This is a genomic window from Mycobacterium sp. SMC-15 (assembly GCF_045310925.1).
Classification (GTDB): Bacteria; Actinomycetota; Actinomycetes; order Mycobacteriales; family Mycobacteriaceae; genus Mycobacterium.
On sequence record NZ_JBJIAJ010000003.1, the window covers coordinates 160,699 to 180,578 of the forward strand.

General features: G+C 66.0%; 26 protein-coding genes. 19 read left to right on the forward strand and 7 right to left on the reverse strand.

The features are described 5' to 3' along the window. Window positions 1–577 precede the first annotated feature (577 nt). The 5 genes from ACJH71_RS05750 to ACJH71_RS05770 all read left to right on the forward strand — a co-directional run bounded on the left by ACJH71_RS05750 (window position 578) and on the right by ACJH71_RS05770 (window position 2,844). Entirely contained in the window at window positions 578–1,135 is a 558-nt protein-coding gene (locus ACJH71_RS05750; protein WP_406757053.1) for a hypothetical protein, read from the forward strand. Window positions 1,136–1,210: 75 nt separating this feature from the next. Continuing rightward, a complete protein-coding gene (locus ACJH71_RS05755) occupies window positions 1,211–1,420 on the forward strand; it encodes a hypothetical protein (RefSeq protein WP_406757054.1) in 210 nt (69 codons plus the stop codon). Window positions 1,421–1,548: 128 nt separating this feature from the next. Next, window positions 1,549–1,833, forward strand: coding sequence for an alpha/beta hydrolase fold domain-containing protein (locus tag ACJH71_RS05760; RefSeq protein WP_406757265.1), 285 nt, complete (start codon window positions 1,549–1,551; stop codon window positions 1,831–1,833). Between the two features lie 42 nt (window positions 1,834–1,875). Beyond that, window positions 1,876–2,076, forward strand: coding sequence for a hypothetical protein (locus tag ACJH71_RS05765; RefSeq protein WP_406757055.1), 201 nt, complete (start codon window positions 1,876–1,878; stop codon window positions 2,074–2,076). 216 nt (window positions 2,077–2,292) lie between these two features. Then, window positions 2,293–2,844 (forward strand): YaeQ family protein, encoded by a 552-nt coding sequence (locus ACJH71_RS05770; RefSeq protein WP_406757056.1) that lies wholly within the window; start codon window positions 2,293–2,295, stop codon window positions 2,842–2,844. Window positions 2,845–2,868: 24 nt separating this feature from the next. On the opposite strand, the gene ACJH71_RS05775 is transcribed toward ACJH71_RS05770, so the two are convergent. Continuing rightward, a complete protein-coding gene (locus tag ACJH71_RS05775; RefSeq protein ID WP_406757057.1) occupies window positions 2,869–3,015 on the reverse strand; it encodes a hypothetical protein in 147 nt (48 codons plus the stop codon). A 50-nt stretch (window positions 3,016–3,065) separates the two neighbouring features. Here ACJH71_RS05775 and ACJH71_RS05780 point away from each other — a divergent pair, with 50 nt between their 5' ends. Further along, window positions 3,066–3,632 (forward strand): dihydrofolate reductase family protein, encoded by a 567-nt coding sequence (locus tag ACJH71_RS05780; protein ID WP_406757058.1) that lies wholly within the window; start codon window positions 3,066–3,068, stop codon window positions 3,630–3,632. Window positions 3,633–3,641: 9 nt separating this feature from the next. Here the strand turns inward: ACJH71_RS05780 and ACJH71_RS05785 are convergent, their stop codons facing one another. Next, window positions 3,642–4,070, reverse strand: coding sequence for a cellulose-binding domain-containing protein (locus ACJH71_RS05785; protein ID WP_406757059.1), 429 nt, complete (start codon window positions 4,068–4,070; stop codon window positions 3,642–3,644). Between the two features lie 213 nt (window positions 4,071–4,283). Here ACJH71_RS05785 and ACJH71_RS05790 point away from each other — a divergent pair, with 213 nt between their 5' ends. The 4 genes from ACJH71_RS05790 to ACJH71_RS05805 all read left to right on the forward strand — a co-directional run bounded on the left by ACJH71_RS05790 (window position 4,284) and on the right by ACJH71_RS05805 (window position 7,359). Beyond that, window positions 4,284–4,910 (forward strand): TetR/AcrR family transcriptional regulator, encoded by a 627-nt coding sequence (locus ACJH71_RS05790; RefSeq protein ID WP_406757060.1) that lies wholly within the window; start codon window positions 4,284–4,286, stop codon window positions 4,908–4,910. Then, window positions 4,907–6,151, forward strand: coding sequence for a glycosyltransferase (locus ACJH71_RS05795; RefSeq protein WP_406757061.1), 1,245 nt, complete (start codon window positions 4,907–4,909; stop codon window positions 6,149–6,151). Before ACJH71_RS05790 ends, ACJH71_RS05795 begins: the two co-directional genes overlap by 4 nt. An 11-nt stretch (window positions 6,152–6,162) precedes the next feature. Then, window positions 6,163–6,411, forward strand: coding sequence for a F0F1 ATP synthase subunit C (locus ACJH71_RS05800; protein WP_406757062.1), 249 nt, complete (start codon window positions 6,163–6,165; stop codon window positions 6,409–6,411). 147 nt (window positions 6,412–6,558) lie between these two features. Further along, complete coding sequence (locus ACJH71_RS05805) at window positions 6,559–7,359, forward strand: alpha/beta fold hydrolase (RefSeq protein ID WP_406757063.1); 801 nt, start codon at window positions 6,559–6,561, stop codon at window positions 7,357–7,359. Between the two features lie 32 nt (window positions 7,360–7,391). Here ACJH71_RS05805 and ACJH71_RS05810 read toward each other — a convergent pair whose 3' ends face one another. Next, the gene (locus tag ACJH71_RS05810) at window positions 7,392–8,030 is read right to left on the reverse strand and encodes an O-methyltransferase (protein WP_406757064.1); all 639 of its coding nucleotides are present in this window, start codon (window positions 8,028–8,030) and stop codon (window positions 7,392–7,394) included. 60 nt (window positions 8,031–8,090) lie between these two features. Between ACJH71_RS05810 and ACJH71_RS05815 the strand changes: the two genes are divergently transcribed. The 3 genes from ACJH71_RS05815 (at window position 8,091) to ACJH71_RS05825 (ending at window position 10,545) form a co-directional block, all read left to right on the forward strand. Continuing rightward, on the forward strand, window positions 8,091–8,696 hold the full coding sequence (locus ACJH71_RS05815; RefSeq protein WP_406757065.1) for a TetR/AcrR family transcriptional regulator: 606 nt from the start codon (window positions 8,091–8,093) through the stop codon (window positions 8,694–8,696). A 24-nt stretch (window positions 8,697–8,720) separates the two neighbouring features. After that, window positions 8,721–9,644 (forward strand): NAD(P)H-dependent flavin oxidoreductase, encoded by a 924-nt coding sequence (locus ACJH71_RS05820; RefSeq protein WP_406757066.1) that lies wholly within the window; start codon window positions 8,721–8,723, stop codon window positions 9,642–9,644. A 70-nt stretch (window positions 9,645–9,714) separates the two neighbouring features. Next, window positions 9,715–10,545, forward strand: coding sequence for a DUF6498-containing protein (locus ACJH71_RS05825; RefSeq protein ID WP_406757067.1), 831 nt, complete (start codon window positions 9,715–9,717; stop codon window positions 10,543–10,545). Here ACJH71_RS05825 and ACJH71_RS05830 read toward each other — a convergent pair. Beyond that, window positions 10,542–11,438 carry a hypothetical protein gene (locus ACJH71_RS05830; protein WP_406757068.1) on the reverse strand — a complete coding sequence of 299 codons (897 nt, stop codon included), beginning with the start codon at window positions 11,436–11,438 and terminating at the stop codon, window positions 10,542–10,544. The genes ACJH71_RS05825 and ACJH71_RS05830 overlap by 4 nt on opposite strands. Before the next feature lie 10 nt (window positions 11,439–11,448). Continuing rightward, on the reverse strand, window positions 11,449–12,486 hold the full coding sequence (locus ACJH71_RS05835) for a TIGR03617 family F420-dependent LLM class oxidoreductase (protein ID WP_406757069.1): 1,038 nt from the start codon (window positions 12,484–12,486) through the stop codon (window positions 11,449–11,451). A 79-nt stretch (window positions 12,487–12,565) separates the two neighbouring features. Between ACJH71_RS05835 and ACJH71_RS05840 the strand changes: the two genes are divergently transcribed. The 5 genes from ACJH71_RS05840 (at window position 12,566) to ACJH71_RS05860 (ending at window position 15,887) form a co-directional block, all read left to right on the forward strand. Continuing rightward, window positions 12,566–13,105 (forward strand): FKBP-type peptidyl-prolyl cis-trans isomerase, encoded by a 540-nt coding sequence (locus ACJH71_RS05840; protein WP_406757266.1) that lies wholly within the window; start codon window positions 12,566–12,568, stop codon window positions 13,103–13,105. 6 nt (window positions 13,106–13,111) lie between these two features. After that, window positions 13,112–13,762, forward strand: a complete 651-nt coding sequence (locus tag ACJH71_RS05845) for a maleylpyruvate isomerase family mycothiol-dependent enzyme (RefSeq protein WP_406757070.1) — start codon at window positions 13,112–13,114, stop codon at window positions 13,760–13,762. 73 nt (window positions 13,763–13,835) lie between these two features. Further along, window positions 13,836–14,849 carry an NADP-dependent oxidoreductase gene (locus ACJH71_RS05850; RefSeq protein WP_406757071.1) on the forward strand — a complete coding sequence of 338 codons (1,014 nt, stop codon included), beginning with the start codon at window positions 13,836–13,838 and terminating at the stop codon, window positions 14,847–14,849. A gap of 57 nt (window positions 14,850–14,906) precedes the next feature. Beyond that, window positions 14,907–15,509, forward strand: coding sequence for an FKBP-type peptidyl-prolyl cis-trans isomerase (locus ACJH71_RS05855; protein ID WP_406757267.1), 603 nt, complete (start codon window positions 14,907–14,909; stop codon window positions 15,507–15,509). A 12-nt stretch (window positions 15,510–15,521) separates the two neighbouring features. Continuing rightward, entirely contained in the window at window positions 15,522–15,887 is a 366-nt protein-coding gene (locus ACJH71_RS05860; RefSeq protein ID WP_024441306.1) for an RNA-binding S4 domain-containing protein, read from the forward strand. Between the two features lie 3 nt (window positions 15,888–15,890). On the opposite strand, the gene ACJH71_RS05865 is transcribed toward ACJH71_RS05860, so the two are convergent. Beyond that, window positions 15,891–16,679: a transglycosylase SLT domain-containing protein gene (locus ACJH71_RS05865; RefSeq protein ID WP_406757268.1), complete on the reverse strand. Its 789-nt coding sequence runs from the start codon at window positions 16,677–16,679 to the stop codon at window positions 15,891–15,893. A gap of 244 nt (window positions 16,680–16,923) precedes the next feature. Between ACJH71_RS05865 and ACJH71_RS05870 the strand changes: the two genes are divergently transcribed. Then, window positions 16,924–18,519, forward strand: a complete 1,596-nt coding sequence (locus tag ACJH71_RS05870; RefSeq protein WP_406757072.1) for an FAD-binding protein — start codon at window positions 16,924–16,926, stop codon at window positions 18,517–18,519. Here the strand turns inward: ACJH71_RS05870 and ACJH71_RS05875 are convergent. Then, complete coding sequence (locus ACJH71_RS05875) at window positions 18,516–19,868, reverse strand: serine-threonine protein kinase (protein WP_406757073.1); 1,353 nt, start codon at window positions 19,866–19,868, stop codon at window positions 18,516–18,518. The genes ACJH71_RS05870 and ACJH71_RS05875 overlap by 4 nt on opposite strands. Between the last annotated feature and the right edge of the window lie 12 nt (window positions 19,869–19,880).

Sequence of the window (19,880 nt, forward strand, 5' to 3'; positions counted from 1 at the left end):
CCCCGGAGAGGCCAGTCGGTGGAGAACCTGAGGTGAGCCCGTCGTAGTGGTCCAGTCGTTGTTGATTCTTCCTTGCCCGCCGACCGAGTAACAGAGTCCCACAACGACTGGACAACAACGAAGGCTCACCTCGGAACACCGACTTCCAACCAACCACGGGTAAATCGATTATTGAAATAATGCCGGGCAACTATCGTCAACACCCACCGAGCCAAATCTGGACGTTTCACACATCCCTAACACACCGAATGACACAGGTGTAAGATTCCAGCGACGGTGCAGCTAATCGGAGGGATTATGGCCACAGAACGAGGCGATCAGGACGCGCAGTCGCAGGGCTCAGGATCGGAGCTGCAGACCAGTCAAACCGAGAACACCATGGTGGACTGGGGCACTAGCAGCATTCATACCAGCAGCAAGCCACCCGCTTCGGAGACACGTCAGCACCCCTAGCAGCGCGCACTACAACAGGGAGCACGGATGACCAACGGACGCCAAGACGGTTCGTCAGACAGCGACGAGTCTGACGACAAGGAGGACGAGCTCGAAGACTGGGGTTCCAGCCGAAGTCTGACCGGTGGCGGAGGCTGGGAATCTCACGGGCCTGGAAGCGTTGAGTAACGAGTCTAAGACCGGCCAGGTCTTCAGCGATTACATCTCACGGCTTCGTGAGCTTGAGTTTCAGAGGATGCAGATTCTGGAAACCCGGGGCGCCAGGATCAGCCAGACCAACCTAGCGATCCTCACGGCTGTACTTGCTATCGCTACTCTCCTAGCGGAGAAGTTCAAGCCGAGTGATGCTACTCCCGGATCACTAACTCTTCTCGCAGCCGGCGGTTTTGCATTGATCGCTTCACTCATCTACGCATCACTTGTACACGCTGGGACAAGCAAGGTTGCGCTGACAGATAACGCCACGCTCGACAGGATGGCCGGCGAGAAGTTCAAGTGCCCTACCGTCGAAGCGAGGTTTATTACGGCCAATCGCGACGCAGATACCGTCAAAAGCCTTTACGCCGCAAACGAGAAGCGTGGCGCGCATTTGAAGGCCGCCCTGACCCTGCAGGTTCTGTTCGTAATCTTCCTCGTGCTGGCAATCACACTGGAAGCGGTTGCGCGGACGTTCACTTGCTAGATTAAGGGCGCCTCTACTTGGTCCCTCCGACGTGACCAACGGCGAGATGCTTCCGTTCCCCCGTAGGCTCACCGCATGCACGAAGTGACCCTGGCCAGCACCGGTGAAGCGGCGATGCTGACAGTCGGACTGTCGATCTATCCAGCGTTGATCCTCGTGATCATCGCCGTGGCGATCGACAGCGCCCGCCGACACCGACGCCGCCGCGCGATCTACGCCACGGTCATGGTTGGCGTGCTGACCTTGGGCGGGCTGGTTGCGGCAGTATTCAGCAGCATCGCGTGAACCTGCCTGAACCCACGTCGCACCGCGCGAGTCTACGGCTGGTCGCTCTGCAAAAGCTCGTGCTGTTGGCGGCATCGCATACAGGCGGCGCTCACGACGTGGGCAGAACACGCAAGATCACCCAATCGATGGAGTCGCGCCAGCGGAGGGTGCGCGGCGTCCAGGAGACCACCGCCACGGTGGCCGGCGTACCCGTGCGGTGGTTCCGTCCCGCCAGGGCCGGCGCTGGGCTGATCTTCCACGTACACGGTGGGGCATTCGTTGCCGGTAGTTCTCTGGCGGCCCGTGCCCACAGCGGGCTGGCCCAGTCCAGCAGTGCGGAACTGGTGAGTGTCGATTACCGACTTGCACCAGAACATCCCTTCCCCGCGGCCCTCGATGATGTGTGGGCGGTTTACTCGGAGGTGAGGTAGCACCTGACCGTCCCACGGTCATTGTTGGGGAGTCTGCCGGAGGTGGACTTCGATGACTCCCGCAATGTCTCGACCCGCATGCGCTCCGCCGGTGTAGACGCGACGCTTGTCGAGATAGCCGGCGGGTTCCACGGTTTCATCCTTTTACCCGCTCCAGATTCGAAGGAAGCCAGGCGGCGAATATCGTCCTTTGTGGCGCAGCCTTCATCAATTGATGAGGGGCTCGCTCTCTACGCCGCGTGATGCTCCGCGTGCCGTATCCCCGGTGGACAGGTAGCCAGCGGCCGGCCGTCAACGACTCAACCGCGGGACGAAGTCTTCGAGCTGGCTCCGCGGTCCGGAGCGTCTCGACGCCTTCCGAGCGTTGGCCGGGACCTTCAAGCCGCTGGCCTGACGGCAAGCGCAACGCTCAAAGCGGGCCGACTGCGCTGGCGATACCACCTGGGTGGACACTATGACGTGGCCCTTTCTGCAACGGTATTCAAAGTCGAACTTGGCGTCTCCGATATCGATCACGGTTACTACGCCGATCACACGCTGACCGTGGCCCGTCATCCCAGTGAGAACGATGAGCGGATGGTCGTGCGATTGTTGACTTTTGGGCTTCGCGCGCACCGACTCAGCGATATCGACGGTGAGTTGGCGTTCGGGCCGGGCCTGTCCACCCCTGGCGCACCGGACTTGGCGCTCACCGACTACACCGGCCGGATCCTCGAGTGGATCAACGTCGGCCAGCCCGACGAACGCGCCTTGGGCAAGGCCGCCAGCCAGGCCGACCAGGTGCTGCTCTTCCCGTTCGCCGCCGGCGTGGCCACCTGGTGGCGCACTGTCGGACCCAAAGTGGCGGGGCTACCGAATCTGTCGGTGGTGCAGATACCGCACGGATCGGTGCAGCAACTGGCCCGGACTGTCGATCGACGGGTCTCGGCACAGGTGATGGTGATCGAAGGTCAGGTGACGATGACCGTAGGCGGAGTCGACGTCACCTTCACGCCCGAGCCATTGCAGTGAGCATCTGAGCCCCTCTATCGCTGACTACTCGTCCTCGGCGTCATCGCGGTGCGCGGCCTCGATCACCTCAGGCGGCACCGGCCTCTGTAACCACACCCGCATCCGCATGAGCCCGCCGGTGATCGTCCCGACGGCGAGCACGGCAGCGATGATCCATAGCGCGAGCGACATGCCCCAATTCTCCCCTTGCCCCGGGCGGTGTCCAGTGCACACTGATCTCCATGGGCAAGCTCATCTACGGCTTCACCGTGTCGGTGGACGGTTACATCGCCGACGCACAAGGCAGCATCGACTGGAGCGAGCCGAGCGACGAACTGCACCAGTACTGGAACGACTTCGAGCGCGAGACCGCGCTGTCGTTCTACGGTCGGCGGCTCTACGAACTGATGTCGGCATACTGGCCGACGGCCGATGAGGACCCGGATGCTCCCCCGTTGATCGTCGACTTCGCCCGCATCTGGCGCGCCATGCCCAAGGTCGTCTTCTCACGCACCCTGGAGTCGGTCGGCTGGAACTCCCGACTGGAACGCGGCGACCCGGTCGAGGTAGTGCGGAAGTTGAAGGCCGAAACCGACGGCAACCTGGAGGTGGCCGGCGCGGCACTGGCCGCACCGATTGTGCAGGCCGGACTGGTAGATGAGTTTCGGATGGTGATCGCCCCCACCGCCGTCGGCGGCGGCACCCCGTTCTTCCCGAGCCTGCCGTCATGGATCTCGCTGCGGCTATTGGAGAACCGCACATTCCCCGGCGACACGGTGCTACTGCGCTACGCAGCGAAGCAGGACTGAGCGGGCCCGCTAGCTGCAGAGAAGCTGCCTGTTGAGCATGCAGTTCACCGGTGGCGAGTACGTCCCGGACAACACCCCCCGGAAGCCACCCGTGGCGGAACCGCCCGGCGCGATGATCCGATTCCAGTTCGCCGGGGCCAGCACATAGTGCGTGCCTGATCGGCCGACGCTGCTGTTCCACGCGTGCGAGATGGATTCATTCGCCGGCAGGTCGAATTCAAGGCGCCAATCAGTCATCGGCACACTGCTCCAGTTGGTGATGGTGAAGCGCGCGATGAAGCCGGTCTGCCACGTCGAGGTCACCGACAACGTCGCGGTGGCCGCGGCCGCATGAGCTACGGCGGTGGTCGCGAATCCGAGGATGACAACCAGCGCTGCCGCGACAGCGACGTGAAGCGCTGCACGGCAGCGTTTCACGCAACTGTGGATCCCCGCCATGGCAGCCAACACTAAGGCCGAACGCGCGATATCGACCCTGTCACCGCCGCTCCCCTGCAGGACCTTTGCCCAACTGAAACCGTCACGTGACGTCAGTCGGCGTCATCGCGAAGTTGGCGAATCGGTGACCAGCGAGGTCGGATGCCAGCCGTGTCCCTCCATCCGCGCCAGGAATATCTTCCGATTACTGATCACTTGATCTAATATGAGGTCATGCGATCTGAGCCGCGAAAGGTCACCTTCACCCAGTCGGCGCGACGAGCCCAGATCGTGAATGCGGCGATAGACGTGATCGCGGAGCTTGGCTGGGCGCAGACGTCGATACGCAAGATCGCGGAACGCGTGGATTTGGCAATGAGCGCGGTCCTCTACCACTTCGGCAGCAAGGACAACCTGGTCGATGCGGTCGTCGAGGAGATGTACCGAACAGCGATTGCCGCGGTGTCTCCGGCATTGCAGGCAGAGAGCACATCGGAAGGCAAGCTGGCCGCCTACATCAGGGCGAATATTGCCTACTTCAGCAGTCAGCGGAACCAGTTGGCGGCCTTGGCGCAGTTGGGCGCGAGCTATCAGCCCACCGACGGTCGGCGCTTCGATGAGCTGGGCATGACCGACGAACTTAGAGAAGAACTCACCGTGCTGGATCCGACCACGATACTGATTGCGGGGCAACGCGATCACGAGTTCGGACAGTTCCCCGTCGGGTCGATGTCGATGGCGCTACGAGGTGCCGTCAATGCAGTCGTCGAAAAGATTCTGCGCGAGCCGGACTTCGATGCCCGCACCTACGCCGAGGATCTGGTCGAGATCTTCGGCAGCGCGGTGGCGGTACAGCGGTGAGTCGCGTCGTCATCGTGGCTGTCGGCAGCCGCGGCGATGTCGCTCCACTGACCGGGTTGGGTGTCGCCCTGCGACAGGCCGGACACCGGGTGAGCATCGCTGCCTACACGCCATTCGCTGACATGATCACTAAGTGCAGCCTGGCTTTTCGTGAGTTGCCAGCTGATTTGCACCTCGCCGCGGACGGTGCCGAGGTACAGCAGTTGAAGGAGCTGGCGGCGTTCTTCTCGCCAAGCGGGATGCGGACATTGGGCCACGACATCTTCGCCGCGCTCGAAGCCGAACCAGCCGACGTCGCGCTGCTGTCACCATTCGCAGAGATGTCCGGCCACCAATGGGCTGAATCACGAGGCATTCCCTCCGCAGGTGTTCGACTGCAGCCCTTGTCAGCCACGGCACTGTATCCACCGACTGTTCTGGGCACATGGTCGGCCGGAGCAGCCGGAAACCGTGCAGCTGCGCGGGTGGGTGCATGGTTGGTCGACCGTGCCTACGGACGCGTGATGGCCGATTTCCGCCGCGGACTCGGCCTGCCAAGTGCATCAACCCGAGTTCTGCGCAAGCAACGGACGTCGGCTAATTGGCCTATTCTGCATGGCTATTCGCCACGGGTAGCGCCGCCCCCATACGACTGGCGGTCCGGTCTGCAGGTCACCGGATACTGGTGGCCAGCCAACTCTGGCGAGTGGATCCCACCAGCTGAACTGACCCACTTCCTATCCGAGGGCCCAGCACCGGTGTTCGTCGGATTCGGCAGCATGATGACCACCCCCGCCCGCGCCGCCCAGCTCTCCGACCTCATCCGACAGTCCGCCGCGCAGGCCGGAGTCCGCGTCCTCGTACAGGCTGGCTGGACCGGCCTCAACGCTGTCAGTGACACCGTCATGACCATCGGCGACACCCCGCACGACTGGCTGTTCCCCCGGGTCGCCGCTGTCGCGCACCACTGCGGAGCGGGCACTACCGCGGCGGGACTGCGCGCCGGCATCCCCGCCATCGCCTTGCCCGCATACGGTGACGGTCCATTCTGGGCCGCCCGACTCAACGCTCTCGGCGTCTCCGCAGCCACCATCAACCAACGTCATGTCACCGTCGACCGCCTCGCCGCTGCCATGAGCACCGCCGTCAACGATCAGCACCTGCGCGACAACGCGCGTCGACTCAGTGCAGATATTGCCGCCGAAGACGGCGCCGCCGCGGCGGTAGCCGCTGTCGAGTCCCTGCTGCAACACACAACCTAGGAGGATCCATCATGCCTACTGACCCCGTCGTGGGCGACGCACTCCTGGCTGGTGCCATCATTCTGGCCGGTGGTGCCATCGGCGCGGGAATCGGCGACGGGCTGGCCGGATCTCAGTTCATCGCCGGCGTCGCCCGCCAACCCGAAGCCCAATCACGTTTGTTTACACCGTTTCTAATCACCGTCGGCCTGGTCGAAGCGGTCTACTTCATCAACATCGCCTTCATGGCACTTTTCGTGTTCGCCACACCTGGGAAGTAGCGCATCGGCGGCCACGCGCCAATCCTCCCGAGTCGAACACGCCCGAGGACGGATCGAGGCCCCCGTGCCACCCCACGGCCCCCGCCCGATCACCAGCAGGGCTACCGTTGCCCAAGGGCGAGATCATGTCCGCGAAGGAGCACCCACATGCTGAAGTACGAGATCCATGGAACCGGTGAGCCCTTGGTGCTCGTCCACGGGATCACCCACCGCAGGCAGGCCTGGTACCCGGTGCTCGAGCACCTGACCGATCACCGCACCGTGGTGCTCTTCGATCTGCCCGGCCACGGCGAATCGCATGACTTCGTGGTCCGCAACGGTGACGTGCAGGGAACGCTGCGCGACGAACTGGTCGGGCTGTTGGACCAGCTCGGCCTTGACCGCCCGCACATCGGCGGCAACTCTTTGGGCGGCCGGATCGCGATGGAGGCCGCCGCCGACAATCTGGTCGCGAGCGCGACGGTGCTGTCCCCCGCCGCCTACTGGCACAACTCCCTCGATTTCGCCTACGTTCGGATGATCTTCCGGTTGCTCACCACCAGCGCCCGGATGCTGGCCCCCGTGGTGCCGCGCCTTGCTCGTTCGCCACGGGCACGGCACATGATGGGCTCGGTGGTCTCGGCGCACCCCGAGCGGATCCCGGCCGAGGAGTTCGTGGCCGACCTCAACGGCATGCGGCGGGCCATTCCCGCGATGAAGAAGATCTTCCCGGCCGCCGAAGTCTTCGACCGGGAGATCCCCGCGGACATTCCGGTGACCATCGCATGGGCCGCGCGTGATCGGATCCTGCTGCCCTACCAAGCGAAGATCGCCGAACAACGGCTCCCCCAGGCCCGCCACATCCGCCTGCCCGGCTGCGGCCATGTGCCGATGGCCGACGATCCCGAGCTCGTCGCACGCGTACTACTCGACGGCAGCGCTCCCAGCGCGCGGGCCGAGGCTTCGTAGCGAAGCCCCGGGCCAGCAGCTGGTAGCCAAAGCTACACGCGGACAGCCAGTTCCAATCCCGTGTCAAGAGCCAGCGGGCTGCTCACGTAGCCGTTCTCCGGTGCGCGCACGTAGTCGAGATAGGCGTGAGCCGGGTCCAGGTTCACGTTGTCGCCGACAATCAGTGCGCCTGTTGCCAGCACCGGCTCCAGGATCTTGATCACCGTCAGATCGAGGTCGGGCCAGCCATCGAGCAGCACGAACTGCACGGGTTCACTGATGGACCTGAGGGTGGTGCGAGCGTCGCCTTCGAGGATGGTGATCAGGTCACTGACCCCTGCTTCGGCGAACGTCGCCTGGGCTGCGGCCAGCTTCCGCGAGCTCATCTCGGTGGTGATGATGTGGCCCGTGCCGTTGTCGCGGACCGCGGCGGCCAGATGCAGCGTCGAGATCCCATAGGACATGCCGTATTCCACGATCGTCGTCGGCTTCAACGCGCGAACGAGGCTGTACAGCAGCCGGCCCGAGTCGGGCGCCACGGACAGGTAGACGTCCTGAAAGGCCTCTGCCCGATCTTCGATGGTGTAGTCGCTGGGCGAGATGCCCTGTCGGCGATCGGCATCGCGCTGCGCATCAGCGAAAAGCCGGTCGATGATCGAGGTGTATTCCGGATGGTTCAAGGTTGCAGTCATATCTCTACACTAGACGCTACGTTGCGTCTTGTCTAGATTGAGGTGGTGTTAGATCGAGCTGTGGCAAGCGCACAGCCGCATCGCGGCAATCGGCACGGACGCAGCGAAGCGGCCCGCGAGGCCATCCTGCATGCGGCCGACGACCTGCTGGCGGAGAAGGGTTTCGCCGGCGTCACCGTCGAGGGCATCGCCAAGGCGGCGGGGGTGGCAAAGCAGACGGTCTACCGCTGGTGGAGCTCCAAAACGGATGTCCTGATGGACGCCTTCCTCGAAGATGCGGCCGCCGAACTCGAACCTCCCGATACCGGCTCCCTGGAGTCCGATCTGCACGCCCATCTGCGCGCTACCGCCCACCTCCTCACCGTCGACGATGCGGGCGCCGTCTATCGCGCACTGGTAGGGCAGATCCAGCACGATCGCGAGCTTGCCCAGATCTTTCGGGCTCGCTACCTCGATGATCAGCGGGTTCGCGACCAGAAACCGTTCGTTCGGGCAATCGCCCGTGGTGACCTGACGCCCGATGCCGACGTGGCCGCGCTTGCCGAGTGCCTTGTCGGCCGAATGCACTACCGGGTGATCGTGACGGGTGAACCCGTTGATGACACCTTCATCGACGAAGTCGTCGACGGCGCTCTGTCGATGTGCCGCCGCTGGTCAAAGCTGTAGGCAGCCACGGTGCTTGAATAAGCCGTGACCAACCGCATCCAATCCCTGCTCGGGGTCGCCTACCCCGTCGTCCAGGCCCCGATGACCTACATCGCGCGCGCCGAACTCGCTGCGGCGGTGTCCGAGGCAGGCGGGCTCGGCGTGATCGAGACGCTGACCCCCGAAGGGCGGGCCGATCTGCAGCGAGTGCGTGAGCTCACCGACAAACCGGTGGCGGCCAACCTCATGATCCAAGGCTGGAAGAGCGACCCGTCGATCGTCGACGCCCTGGCTGAAGCCGGCGTGCGCCATGTCTTCACCTCCGCCGGTGACCCGGCGCTGTTCACCAAACTGCTGCACGATGCCGACATGACGGTGGTCCACGTTGTCGGCTCGCTCAAGGGCGCGCTCAAAGCCGCCGACGCCGGTGTCGATGCACTGGTGGTCGAGGGTGTGGAAGGCGGCGGTTTCAAGTCATTGCTGGGCGCCTCAACCATGGTGCTGCTACCGCTGGTCGCCGAGAACGTGGACCTGCCGATCATCGCCGCCGGCGGTATCTGCGATGCGCGGTCGGCTGCGGCATCGCTGGTGTTGGGCGCCGAGGGCGTGCAGATGGGCACTCGGATGCTGGCCAGCCATGAGGCCGCGGTGCACGCGAACTTCAAGGACGCAATCGTGGCCGCAAACGATTCCGGCACAGTGCTTCTCGATGTTCCCGGCAACCCCACGATGCGGGTTCTGCGGACCGGGCTGGCCGCCCGGGTTGCCGCACACGACCCGGATTCACGGCTGCTGGGCAAGATTACCGAGCTGTACTTCGACGGCGACATGGAGGCCAGCGTCGCCAACACCGGTCAAGTGTCATCCCGGATCGTCGATCTTCTGCCGGTGGCCGAGATCATTCGTCGCACGTGGGGCGAGATCGATGCGGTGCTGGACGGAGCACGAGCGCGAACCGAAAGTTTGTGAACCGCGCCCGGAGATGAGCTCGGAACGTCCATGATCATCCAATGGTTCGCCATGGTCGGATGGACGACGCGTGACCCTGCCCGATTCGGGGCCTGAATCCGGGCAGGATGCGCAGCGCCGCTCGAAGTTCTCACCCCTGCATCTGTTCGCCGTGCTCGGTGTCATCGCCGTCCCCGCGTTCGGCTGGTTCGGTCAACATTGGTCGGGCGCGACGACCGTGGTCGTGTACTGGTTCGAGAACGTCACGACGTGCCTGCTCGTGATGGCCCGCATCGCCGTGCACCAACGCCTGAACCCCAAGTACGGGCACTTCCGCTACCGGGGCCCAGGAACCGGTGGCCCGTCGAATTCTTCGTTCTTGAGCGGCTTCGCCCTCATCAGCCTGGCGTTCTGCGCTGCCCACGGAGTCTTCCTGGCGGCCATCCTCGCGCTGCTGATCCACAACCGTGCGCCCGAGCTTGCGATGATCGATCTGAACTGGCGCAGCGTTGGATGGGGATGCCTGGGCGTCTTGATGTTCCTGACGCTGGAATTCCTCACCGATCTGGTCGATCTGCGCCGATGGTCGTTCCGCGATATCGAGACCGCGGCCAACGTCGGCCTGGGCCGCGTCATGGTCGTGCACATGACCCTGCTGCTCGGATTCGCCGGGATCGCCGCGACGAACGCTCCCGGTGCGCTGTTCACGGTGTTCGTCGTGCTCAAGAGTCTTGCGGCACTCAGCGCAGTGGTTCCCCAATGGGAGCCGGCGAGGCCCCCACGCGCACTCAGCAGGCTGATGGATCGACTGCCGAACGTGCATCCCGGTGAACGATTCGAGGATTTCTGGGTGAAGGACCAAGCCAACGAGCGGGAGCGGCAACGGCGCAACGAGCAGCCCTGGAAGACCGCCAGGACCTAACGGAGTACGGCCGGGTTCGTCGCATCGGCATGGCCGGCCGCGCCGAACATGGCGACGGCCACCGCGCCCACGACCGCGGTGCAAAAGCCCAACGCCACTAACCAGCCCAGCCCGGCCCGCGCGGTATCCCCGAGCAGCGTCACCCCGACGATGCCGGGCATCACCGTCTCGCCGACGACCAGAGCCGCAACGGCGCCGTTGGCCGAACCCAGCTGCAACGCAACGGTAAACAGGTAGAAGCCACCGGCGCCGGCGATACCGATCGCCCAGAACGCCGGGTCCGTCAGCAGCACCGGCAATCGCAGCGGATCGACGCCGTCGATCACCCGAACCGCGATGGCCATCACTCCGTAGAGGCCACCGGAGACCAAGCCGGCTGCGACGGCGGCACGGGCTCCCAGCAGGCGAATGAGACCAACGCCCAGGGCGGCGATCAGCACCGCCAGCAACACCAGCGCCCAGTGCAGCCCCGATCCCGAAGTGTCGGTACCTGCCCCACCAGCGCTGAGCCCCAACACGCACAGCGACACAATCACCGTAGCGATCGCCACCCAATCGCGGCGGTGCAGACGAACGCCGAGCACAGCGATGCCCAGCACCGCGGTAACGATCAGATTGGCGCTGATGATGGTCTGCGACAGAAACAGCGGTATCAGCCGTGCCGAGACGACGCTGCCGGCGAAACCGATGACGTCGAGGGCCATCCCGGCGATGAACGCCGAGGTCAGCACCGCGTTGGCGGTCGAGCGCAGGGTCGGTCGGCCGTCCGCGGTGATGAGCGCCTCCTCCCCCTGGCCGGCGGCAGCAGAACTACGCGCGCCATAGGCCTGCAGGACCGTGGCCACCCCGTAGCCGAAACACGCCAACAGCGCGGCGGCCACCCCGATCAGCACGCCACCGACCTCATCGGTCCTGGATCGTGCGCGGCCCGGCCGAAATCCGCTGGGCGATCTCGCCGTATCGCTCGAAGCGCTCGGGATCGCCGAGTGCGTTGTACAGGACCAGCCGCGTCGCAACTCCCCCGTACTTGCCGATCAGATTGTCTGCCAACGCATCCCACGTCGACTCGGTGGCGAACGCGGCCAAGTGCTCGTCGCTGATCTGCGCCGCCATCCCAGCGAAGTCGCCCGCCTTCTGCTTCTCACGGATTCGGGCGGTGGTGCCGTCGAACCCGGCCTCATCCCAGATGAAGGCGTAATTGGGTGTGCTTCCGTAGAAGCTCAGGCTGGCCCGCGCGAACTCTCGTTCCTGGTGCCGCTCTGCATCGCTGTCGCCGACGATCGTCATCGCGGGCACGATGACGGCGACCTCCGGCGGGGAACGGCCTGCCCTCTCGGCTCCTTCGGCCAACTTCGGCACCACGTGACGCGCCAGGTAGCCGGGCTCGCCGAGCGGATGAACGTGCACACCGTCAGCCACCTCGCCGGCCATCCGCAACATCCATGGATTCACCGCCGCGACATCGACCTTGGGATCGGGCGCATCGATCGGGCCGGCACTCCACTGCGGGGTGATGAAATCCAGGTCGTAGAAGTCTCCGTGATGATCCAGCTTTCCCGTTCGGAAGGCGGCAAAACACGCCTTGACCGCGAGCACGTAGTCGCGCAGCCGAGGCCCGGGTTGGTCGAACGTCGCGCCGTAGCGCCGCACCACATGAGTACGTACCTGGGTGCCGAGACCGAGCCGGAACCTGCCACCGGTGGCCTCCTGCAGTTCCCACGCGGTGGCCGCCGTGACAAACGGACTGCGGGGAAAAGCAACCGCGACACCGGTCGACAGCTCCAGACCAGGCGCGGCCTGAGATGCGATGGCAGCGTTGAGATACGCGGTACGCCCCGCTTCGGTGAACAACAGACCGGAGAAACCCGCGGCCTGGGTGTTGCGGGCCAGTTCGCCGGCCTTCCCCAACGGCTGCGGTAGGGCCATGACGTCAATGTGCACCTGGGTGAGACTACGTGCCGAGTCCCGGCTGACGGGTCATCTTTACGTCTGTAACGTGGCGGTGGTGAAACCCACTCGGATGCATTCATTCGTTGCTGTTGCGGCCAGTCTCACGGCAATCGTCCTGCCCTTCGCGGCGGCAGGCACGGCGTCGGCCGCCGACACCTGCCCCACCGCCGCGCCGGCCGGCGGCGCGCCGGAATGGACGCTGACCGGGGCCACCGGCAGCGTCGCGGTCACCGGATCGACCGAAACGGCCGCGCCCCGGGTGGATGTGTCGACGCCGTTCAGCGTGACCTCGACCCAGGTACACACGTTGCAGGCCGGCAGCGGCCCGGTGGTTTCGAACACGGCCAAGGTGTCCGTCTGCTACATGGGCGTCAACGGACGCGACGGGTCGGTGTTCGACAGCAGCTACAAGCGCGGCGCCCCGGTGGACTTCCCGCTCGACGGCGTCATCCCCGGATTCCAGAAGGCGATCGCCGGCCAGAATGTCGGATCGACGGTTGCGGTGGCCATGACCTCCGCCGACGGCTACCCCGACGGCCAGCCCAGCGCCGGCATCCGGCAGGGCGACACCCTCATCTTCGCGATCAAGATCCTGGGCGCCTCAGGCTGATCCACGGTGGCGCTCGCCGAGGATATCGAGGCCGAGCGGGCGGAACTCACGAACTCGTTGAGCGCCGCCGGCGCCTCGGCGCGCGCCGGGTGCGGGTCATGGACCGCGCGAGATCTGGCGGCCCACCTGGCGGCCGAGGAACGCTTTGGCGGCATCTCGACGTTCATCGCGCGGTCGCTGGTGGCGCGCGGAATCGCTGTCCCGGCGCCTCCGAGAATGGTGGAGTTCGCGATTCGGCGTGAGCATCGCTACGGCTTCACCGACTTGATCGACCGGCTGCGGCGCCCACTGCCGCGACTGCTGCTCCGGTCGCGGGTGGCGCCACTCACGCTGTTCGAGTACTGGACCCATCACGATGACCTCGCCGCTGCCGACGGCGCCGACCACCCGGCGCCGGCAACACTGCGACAGGCCATCGCCCCACTGCTGCGCTATCAGCACGCAAGACTGCCCGCCGGTGCTGCGATGAGAGTCAGCACCGACGACGGCCAAGTTTTGGCATCCCTAGGCCCCCAGACGGATCAGGCGGTGCTGGTGCAGGGAACGCCGGCAAACCTGGTTCGCTGGTTGGCCGGGCGCCAGACGCGAGCCGACGTCGACCTGAGCGGTCCCGCAGCCCACGTGCAGGCACTACGAACGTTCACAGGCAACATATGAGGACCTGTTGCGTTGTCCCCCAACTGATTTAACGACCATTGCCAGGGTCCGCTGCATCCGGTAGCGTGCGCTCATGACCGATCGCAATCGTCGCTTCCTTCTCCGCGAACGCCCATCCGGCCGCATTGGGCCGGACACCTTCGAACTCAGCGAGCAGGCGGTGCCGGAGATCGGCGACGGCGAGGCGCTGGTGCGTGTCGACTGGATCTCGCTGGACCCGACCAACCGGATGTGGATCAACGAGACTCCGTCGTACCTGCCGCCGGTCGGCATCGGCGAGGTGATGCGCGCCGCCGGCCTCGGTGTGGTGGTCGCGTCGAAGAACCCGAACTATTCGGTCGGCCAGACCGTGCAGGGCCTGACCGGCTGGCAGGACTACGTGGTCGTCTCCGACACCATGCCGTTGTTCCCTGTCGACGTCGCGGACGGCGTCTCGCCCAGCGCTTACCTGGGCGCGCTCGGCATGACCGGGCTCACCGCCTGGATCGGGATCCGCGACATCGGCAAGCCGCAACCGGGCGAGACCGTCGTCGTCTCGGCCGCAGCCGGCGCGGTCGGTTCGGTGGCCGGTCAGCTCGCCAAGGCCGCCGGCGCCCGGGTGGTCGGGATCGCGGGCGGACCGGAGAAGTGTGCCCTGCTCACCGATCAACTCGGTTTCGACGCGGCGGTGGACTACCGCGCCGACGACTGGGCCCGCCAGCTTGCCGCCGCGACGCCCAACGGCATCGACGTCGACTTCGAGAACGTCGGCGGCGACATCATGGACGCGATCTTTGCGCGCGTGAACGTCGGTGCGCGGATCGCGCTCTGCGGGCTGATCTCGGGCTACAACGAGACCAACCCGCCGCCGGGGCCGCGCGCATTCGGCAACCTGCTGATCCAGCGCGCCACCCTGAAGGGCTTCATCGTCCTCGATCACTTCCTACGGGCACCGGAGGCCAACAGCGAGATCTCCGAGCTGATCGCCGCCGGCAAGCTCACCCCGCTCGAAACCGTCGTCGAGGGCTTCGAGCAGCTGCCGACCGCGATCAACATGCTGTTCGACGGCAAGAATGTCGGCAAGCTCGTGGTGAAGATCTCCGGATAGCGACACCGGGGCCACCCGGCCGGGCCGGGCTGTAGCGTTGCCAAGGTGAATTCGCGTATGCCTCGGTTCGTCACACTCGCCGTCGGTGTCACCTCGTTGGCGGCGGCGCTCGCCGGTTGTGGCGGTTCGGACAGCACCTCTTCGTCGAAAACGTCGTCGGTCACCGACCTGTTCCTGCCCCCGGGTGGCGAAACCGTCACCGCCTGCCCCGCCAAGCCGCCGGCGGAAGGCGTTGCGGCCGACTGGACCTTGAAGGGAGCCACCGGCAGCATCGCGGTGACCGGCTCCACGAACTCCGCCGCACCGAGCGTCGTCGTGACCGGGCCGTTCAAGGTCACCCAGACCGAGGTGCACACGTTGCACGCCGGCGACGGCCGCGTCGTCGGGGACCACGCAACGGTGTCGGTCTGCTACATGGGTGTCAACGGACGCGACGGGTCGGTGTTCGACAGCAGCTACGAACGAGGCAAGCCGGTCGATTTCGGTCTGGACCGCGTGGTCCCGGGATTCCAGAAGGCCATTGCGGGTCAGAAGGTCGGGTCGACGGTGGCGGTCGCGATGGTCCCGGCCGACGGTTATCCCGACGGGCAGCCGGCCGCCGGAATCCTGCCCGGCGACACGCTCGTCTTCGCGATCAAGATCCTCAACGCCTCCCGCTGAGCCTGGGCCGCCATGGAATCGAGCCGGGTGGATCGGTGGCTGTGGGCGGTGCGGATCACCAAAACCCGGCCGGACGCCGCCGCCGCGTGCCGCGGCGGACACGTGCGGGTCAACAACCGCCCGGCGAAGCCGGCGACGACAGTGTCGCCCGGTGACGTGGTGAGTGCCCTGGTGGGCGATCGCACCCGCATCGTCGAAGTGCTGCGGGTGATTCAGAAGCGGGTGGGCGCGGCCGACGCGGTGACCTGCTACCTGGACCGAACACCACCGCCCCCACCGGCATCCGCCACGGCGATGGCCACTCGGGACCGCGGCGCGGGACGGCCGACCAAACGGGATCGGCGGGTGCTGGACAAATGGCGGGCCCAACAGCGCTGAAGGTCACTGCGGATGCGTGGCCAGATACTCCCCCACCGGAATCCGCGACGACGAGACGTACCCGATCGGCAGCAGCAGATCACCGGCGGTGGTCCGGTAGTAGGTGTCCCAGCGGTAGTAGCTGGCGAACCCGGCCGGGTCGCCGCCCATCACCGCGGCGTAGTCGTTGACCGCCCGCACGTAGTAGTCGGAATGGTTGTATCCCCAGATCGCCTTGTCGCGATTGGTAGCAAAACCGTTGGCGGCCAACAGGCGACCGGCCGCCATGATGGCATCGCGCGGCGAGTGGATGTCGCCCCCGTTGCCGTAGGCCGCGAACGTCGACGGCAGGAACTGCATCGGCCCCTGGGCGGCGTCATCGCTGACGCCATTGATGCGGCCGAAGCCGGTCTCGACGAAGTTGATCGCCGCCAGGTAGTTCCACGGCACCCCGGACGCGGCCTCGGCCGCGCGGTAGCTGGCCATCAACTCGTTCGCCGGCACCGGCGGCACCACCCGCCACGGCGGCATGGTGTCTTTCGGGTCGGTGAGCGCCATGAGTGCACGACGCGCGTCGATGTTGCGGTCGTAGACCGCTTGCAGCGCCGCCGGGATCTGCGCGCGAGCGATCGCATCCCACTCGGGGTGCGCGCCCAGGGTGCGGTAGGCGACCTGTTGCCGACGGGCCGCGGCGGCCAGCACCTGCTCCGGCGACGAGGTGTTCCGCAACGCCTGATCGGCTGCGACCAGGTCAGCGGCCAGCGCGGCGGGATCCACGCCCGGTGCCGCGCCGGCGGGGAGCGCCGCCGTCATCGCGCAGCCGACGGCGATAACCAGGGAGGCGACCAAACGCCACAACCGTGCAACCATGCCGTTCATCTTCTCCCGTGAGCCGTCCCGAACCGCGCAGGGCGCCTGATCGGAGCGTCCCCGGATATCTAGAACACGTTTCGCTTTGCTCGTAGACCGACCAATCACCGCTGGTCACTTCCGCAAGCAGAGGACTAGCGACTGTTACATTGATGGCCGTTCAGCTCACGTCGTCAAGGGAGAGCGCATGACCACCACCAGCGTGACGACCGACGTTCTGGTCGTCGGGTACGGCGCGGCCGGTACCTCCGCCGCGATCACCGCCCGCGAACTGGGCGCCGAGGTCATCGCGGTCGACCGTGCCAACGGCGGCGGTGCCACCGCGATCTCCGGGGGCATCATCTATGCGGGCGGCGGCACATCGGTCCAGAAAGAAGCCGGTGTGCATGACACCGCCGAGCAGATGCTGGACTACCTGCGCCTGGAGGTCGGCGACGCGGTCCGGCCCGACACACTGCAGCGCTTCGTCGACGGCAGCCCGGAGATGATCGACTGGTTGCAGTCGCACGGGGTGCCGTTCAACTCCGGCCTGTGCCCCTACAAGACGTCTTTTCCCAACAATCGCTACTACCTGTACCACTCGGGCAGTGAGAACGCCGGAGCATTCCGCGCCCACACCCCGCCGGTGCAGCGCGGCCACCGCGCCTACGGCAAGGGCACCTCCGGCAAGAAGATCTACGCGCCGCTGGCCGAATCGGCCCGCAAGCTCGGCGTGGACTTCCGCCCGCACACCACCGTCACCGACCTGCTGCAGGACCCGTCGGGCCGGGTGGTCGGCGTGCGGGCCACCACCATGGGGCAGGCGCCCCGCCGCATCCAGCGCCGCTACGCCCGCCTGGCTGCGCTCTCGTCGAAACCCGGTGTCTACTACCCGCCGCTCCGCGCCGCGATGGACCGCCGCCTGGAGAAACTGCAACGGCGCTACGGCAAAACGATCGAGATCATCGCGCGCCGCGGGGTGATCATCTGCGCCGGCGGTTTCATCGCCAACACCGAATGGCGCAAGCGCTACGCACCGGAATTCAACGGTGGCCTGCCCCTGGGCACCAGCGGCGACGACGGGAGCGGCATCGCGCTGGCCCAGAGCGTCGGCGCGGTACCCGATCGCATGGACAACGTCTCGGTGTGGAAGTTCATCACGCCCCCCAGTGCCTTCATCTCGGCGATCATCGTCGACGCCGACGGCCGACGGGTGATCGACGAGTCCCGCTACGGCGCCGCCGTCGGACAGGCCATGGTGAAAAACCATGGCAGCCAGGGCTGGATCCTGGCCGACGCCCGCCTCATGTCGGAGGCCCGCCGCCAACTGCTCACCCAGACGTTGTGGTTCCAACGCGCCCAGGGCGCCGCGCTGATCTTCACCGGCGCCGTGCGCGGTGCCACGCTGGCCGAGGCGGCTCGGGCAGCAGGCATCGATGCCGAGGGCTTGGCAGCCACAGTCGCCGCCCACAACGACGCGATCGACTCCGGCACCGTCGACCCGGCCGGTAAACCCGCCGACTTCTGCCGGCGCATCGATCAGGGACCATTCACGCTGATGGACATCTCGGTGCGGCCCAACGTCTTACGCCCCACCCCCATGCTCACCCTGGGTGGCGTCCGGGTCTCCGAAGACACCGGCGCGGTGGTCGACGCCAACGACAATCCGATTCCGGGGCTCTACAGTGCCGGCCGCACCGCCATCGGCATCGCCTCGAAGTCCTACGTCAGCGGACTGTCGATCGCCGACTGCGTGTTTGCCGGACGCCGCGCCGGGGCCACCGCCGCTGCTCAACCCAGTTAGGCGGTCAGCCCAGCCGCCGAAGCGACGATCCAGGCCAGCTCCGGATAGAAGATGTCGCTGTGCGCGCCGGACGGCGGACCGCCCTTGATCACTATCGCCGAGGAGTCCACATTGAGGATGGCGCCCTTGGCAAAGGAATACGGGGTCCGCACTGCGCCGATGGGCTCGGTCGGTGCCTGGTAGGCGCCCAGCGAACCGATAGCGCGCCACCGGCCCAGCGGATCATCGTCAATGCCGGCACTGTCATCGCCGGCAGCGGCCGAGGCCAGCGGGTACATCACGCCCAGGGCCATGTCGTGGCTGGAATAACAGACAGTCAGCGGTCCGTCGACGCGGGATAGGCGCCCGGCCAGCGCGCCACTGGGGTGCGGGGACGAGAACGGAAGCTCATCGAGAAAAGCGAATCGGGAGAAGGCGCCCTCAAGCAGCGTGACCGACTTGACCGGGGACGGCGTGGAAGTTGGTCCGCCGGCCAGCGCGAAGGACACCACCCGGGCGCCGAAACTGTGGCCCACCAAGTGGATTCGCAAGGTGGGGAACCTGGCGGCGATAACTACCAGCAGTGGTCCGACGCCACGTTCCCCGACGACCCCGGCGCGGTTCTTCATCTGCCAGTAGGTCAGCTGACGCAGCGCCTGCTTGGCGCCGATCCACAGCTTCCTTATGCTGTCGCCGAGGCCCGCGCCACCGCCCCCGCCACCATCGCTGAGGTCGACGCCCGCGTCGGTCAGCGCGTCGGCGAAGCTCTCGAAGACGTCGTCAGCGCGTTTGTCGTCGTCCAACATGCCGGGCCGGGTGGGGTCGGCAGTCTCAGCCTCGCCATCGTCGAACCCGGCCCGCACCTTGTCGCTGAATTTGCGCATGGCCGTCAACATTTCGCCGCGCTGTTCCTGGTCAGGCTCCGTCGCCAGCAGTGTGGTGAGGTGGCGGAGCTCGGCGGCCCCCGACGGGAACAGGGAGACGAGGTCAGCCAACTGTTGTGGGCTCAGGCTTGGGTCGGCATCGAACGTCGTGGCGGTGTCATCCAACCCGGCAGCACCGGGTACCGCGCCACCGGGCGTGGGATCGAAGTCCGGAATGGGTTCGTCGCGCCACATCGCCGAAGGCCATCGGATTCCCAGAAAGCCGATGGTGCGGCCAGGGCCGAGTTGGTCATCGAGCAAGGCGGACCATCGCTGGTACAGCGAGGCGGCCGTCGCCTCGTCGTTGTTCCAGCCGTGGCTGAAGATCACCAGGTCAGCGACCTTGGCGGCCTCGAGTTGCTTCAGGAATTGCCTTTCACCGTCCTGGTCGACATCTCCTTTGGCATCGAATGACAGCGCCCAGGGTGTGGTGGTGCGTGTGGTCATGGTGGTGCCCCT

Bases quoted from the DNA above. Each gene is read 5' to 3' on its own strand.
- ACJH71_RS05810 (WP_406757064.1), bottom strand. From the start codon at position 8,030: ATGACTGCAACCTTGAACCATCCGGAATACACCTCGATCATCGACCGG.
- ACJH71_RS05790 (WP_406757060.1), top strand. From the start codon at position 4,284: ATGCGATCTGAGCCGCGAAAGGTCACCTTCACCCAGTCGGCGCGACGA.
- ACJH71_RS05870 (WP_406757072.1), top strand. From the start codon at position 16,924: ATGACCACCACCAGCGTGACGACCGACGTTCTGGTCGTCGGGTACGGC.
- ACJH71_RS05800 (WP_406757062.1), top strand. From the start codon at position 6,163: ATGCCTACTGACCCCGTCGTGGGCGACGCACTCCTGGCTGGTGCCATC.
- ACJH71_RS05755 (WP_406757054.1), top strand. From the start codon at position 1,211: ATGCACGAAGTGACCCTGGCCAGCACCGGTGAAGCGGCGATGCTGACA.
- ACJH71_RS05805 (WP_406757063.1), top strand. From the start codon at position 6,559: ATGCTGAAGTACGAGATCCATGGAACCGGTGAGCCCTTGGTGCTCGTC.
- ACJH71_RS05840 (WP_406757266.1), top strand. From the start codon at position 12,566: ATGCATTCATTCGTTGCTGTTGCGGCCAGTCTCACGGCAATCGTCCTG.
- ACJH71_RS05785 (WP_406757059.1), bottom strand. From the start codon at position 4,070: ATGGCGGGGATCCACAGTTGCGTGAAACGCTGCCGTGCAGCGCTTCAC.
- ACJH71_RS05865 (WP_406757268.1), bottom strand. From the start codon at position 16,679: ATGACGGCGGCGCTCCCCGCCGGCGCGGCACCGGGCGTGGATCCCGCC.
- ACJH71_RS05875 (WP_406757073.1), bottom strand. From the start codon at position 19,868: ATGACCACACGCACCACCACACCCTGGGCGCTGTCATTCGATGCCAAA.
- ACJH71_RS05860 (WP_024441306.1), top strand. From the start codon at position 15,522: ATGGAATCGAGCCGGGTGGATCGGTGGCTGTGGGCGGTGCGGATCACC.
- ACJH71_RS05775 (WP_406757057.1), bottom strand. From the start codon at position 3,015: ATGTCGCTCGCGCTATGGATCATCGCTGCCGTGCTCGCCGTCGGGACG.
- ACJH71_RS05855 (WP_406757267.1), top strand. From the start codon at position 14,907: ATGCCTCGGTTCGTCACACTCGCCGTCGGTGTCACCTCGTTGGCGGCG.
- ACJH71_RS05780 (WP_406757058.1), top strand. From the start codon at position 3,066: ATGGGCAAGCTCATCTACGGCTTCACCGTGTCGGTGGACGGTTACATC.
- ACJH71_RS05850 (WP_406757071.1), top strand. From the start codon at position 13,836: ATGACCGATCGCAATCGTCGCTTCCTTCTCCGCGAACGCCCATCCGGC.
- ACJH71_RS05760 (WP_406757265.1), top strand. From the start codon at position 1,549: ATGGAGTCGCGCCAGCGGAGGGTGCGCGGCGTCCAGGAGACCACCGCC.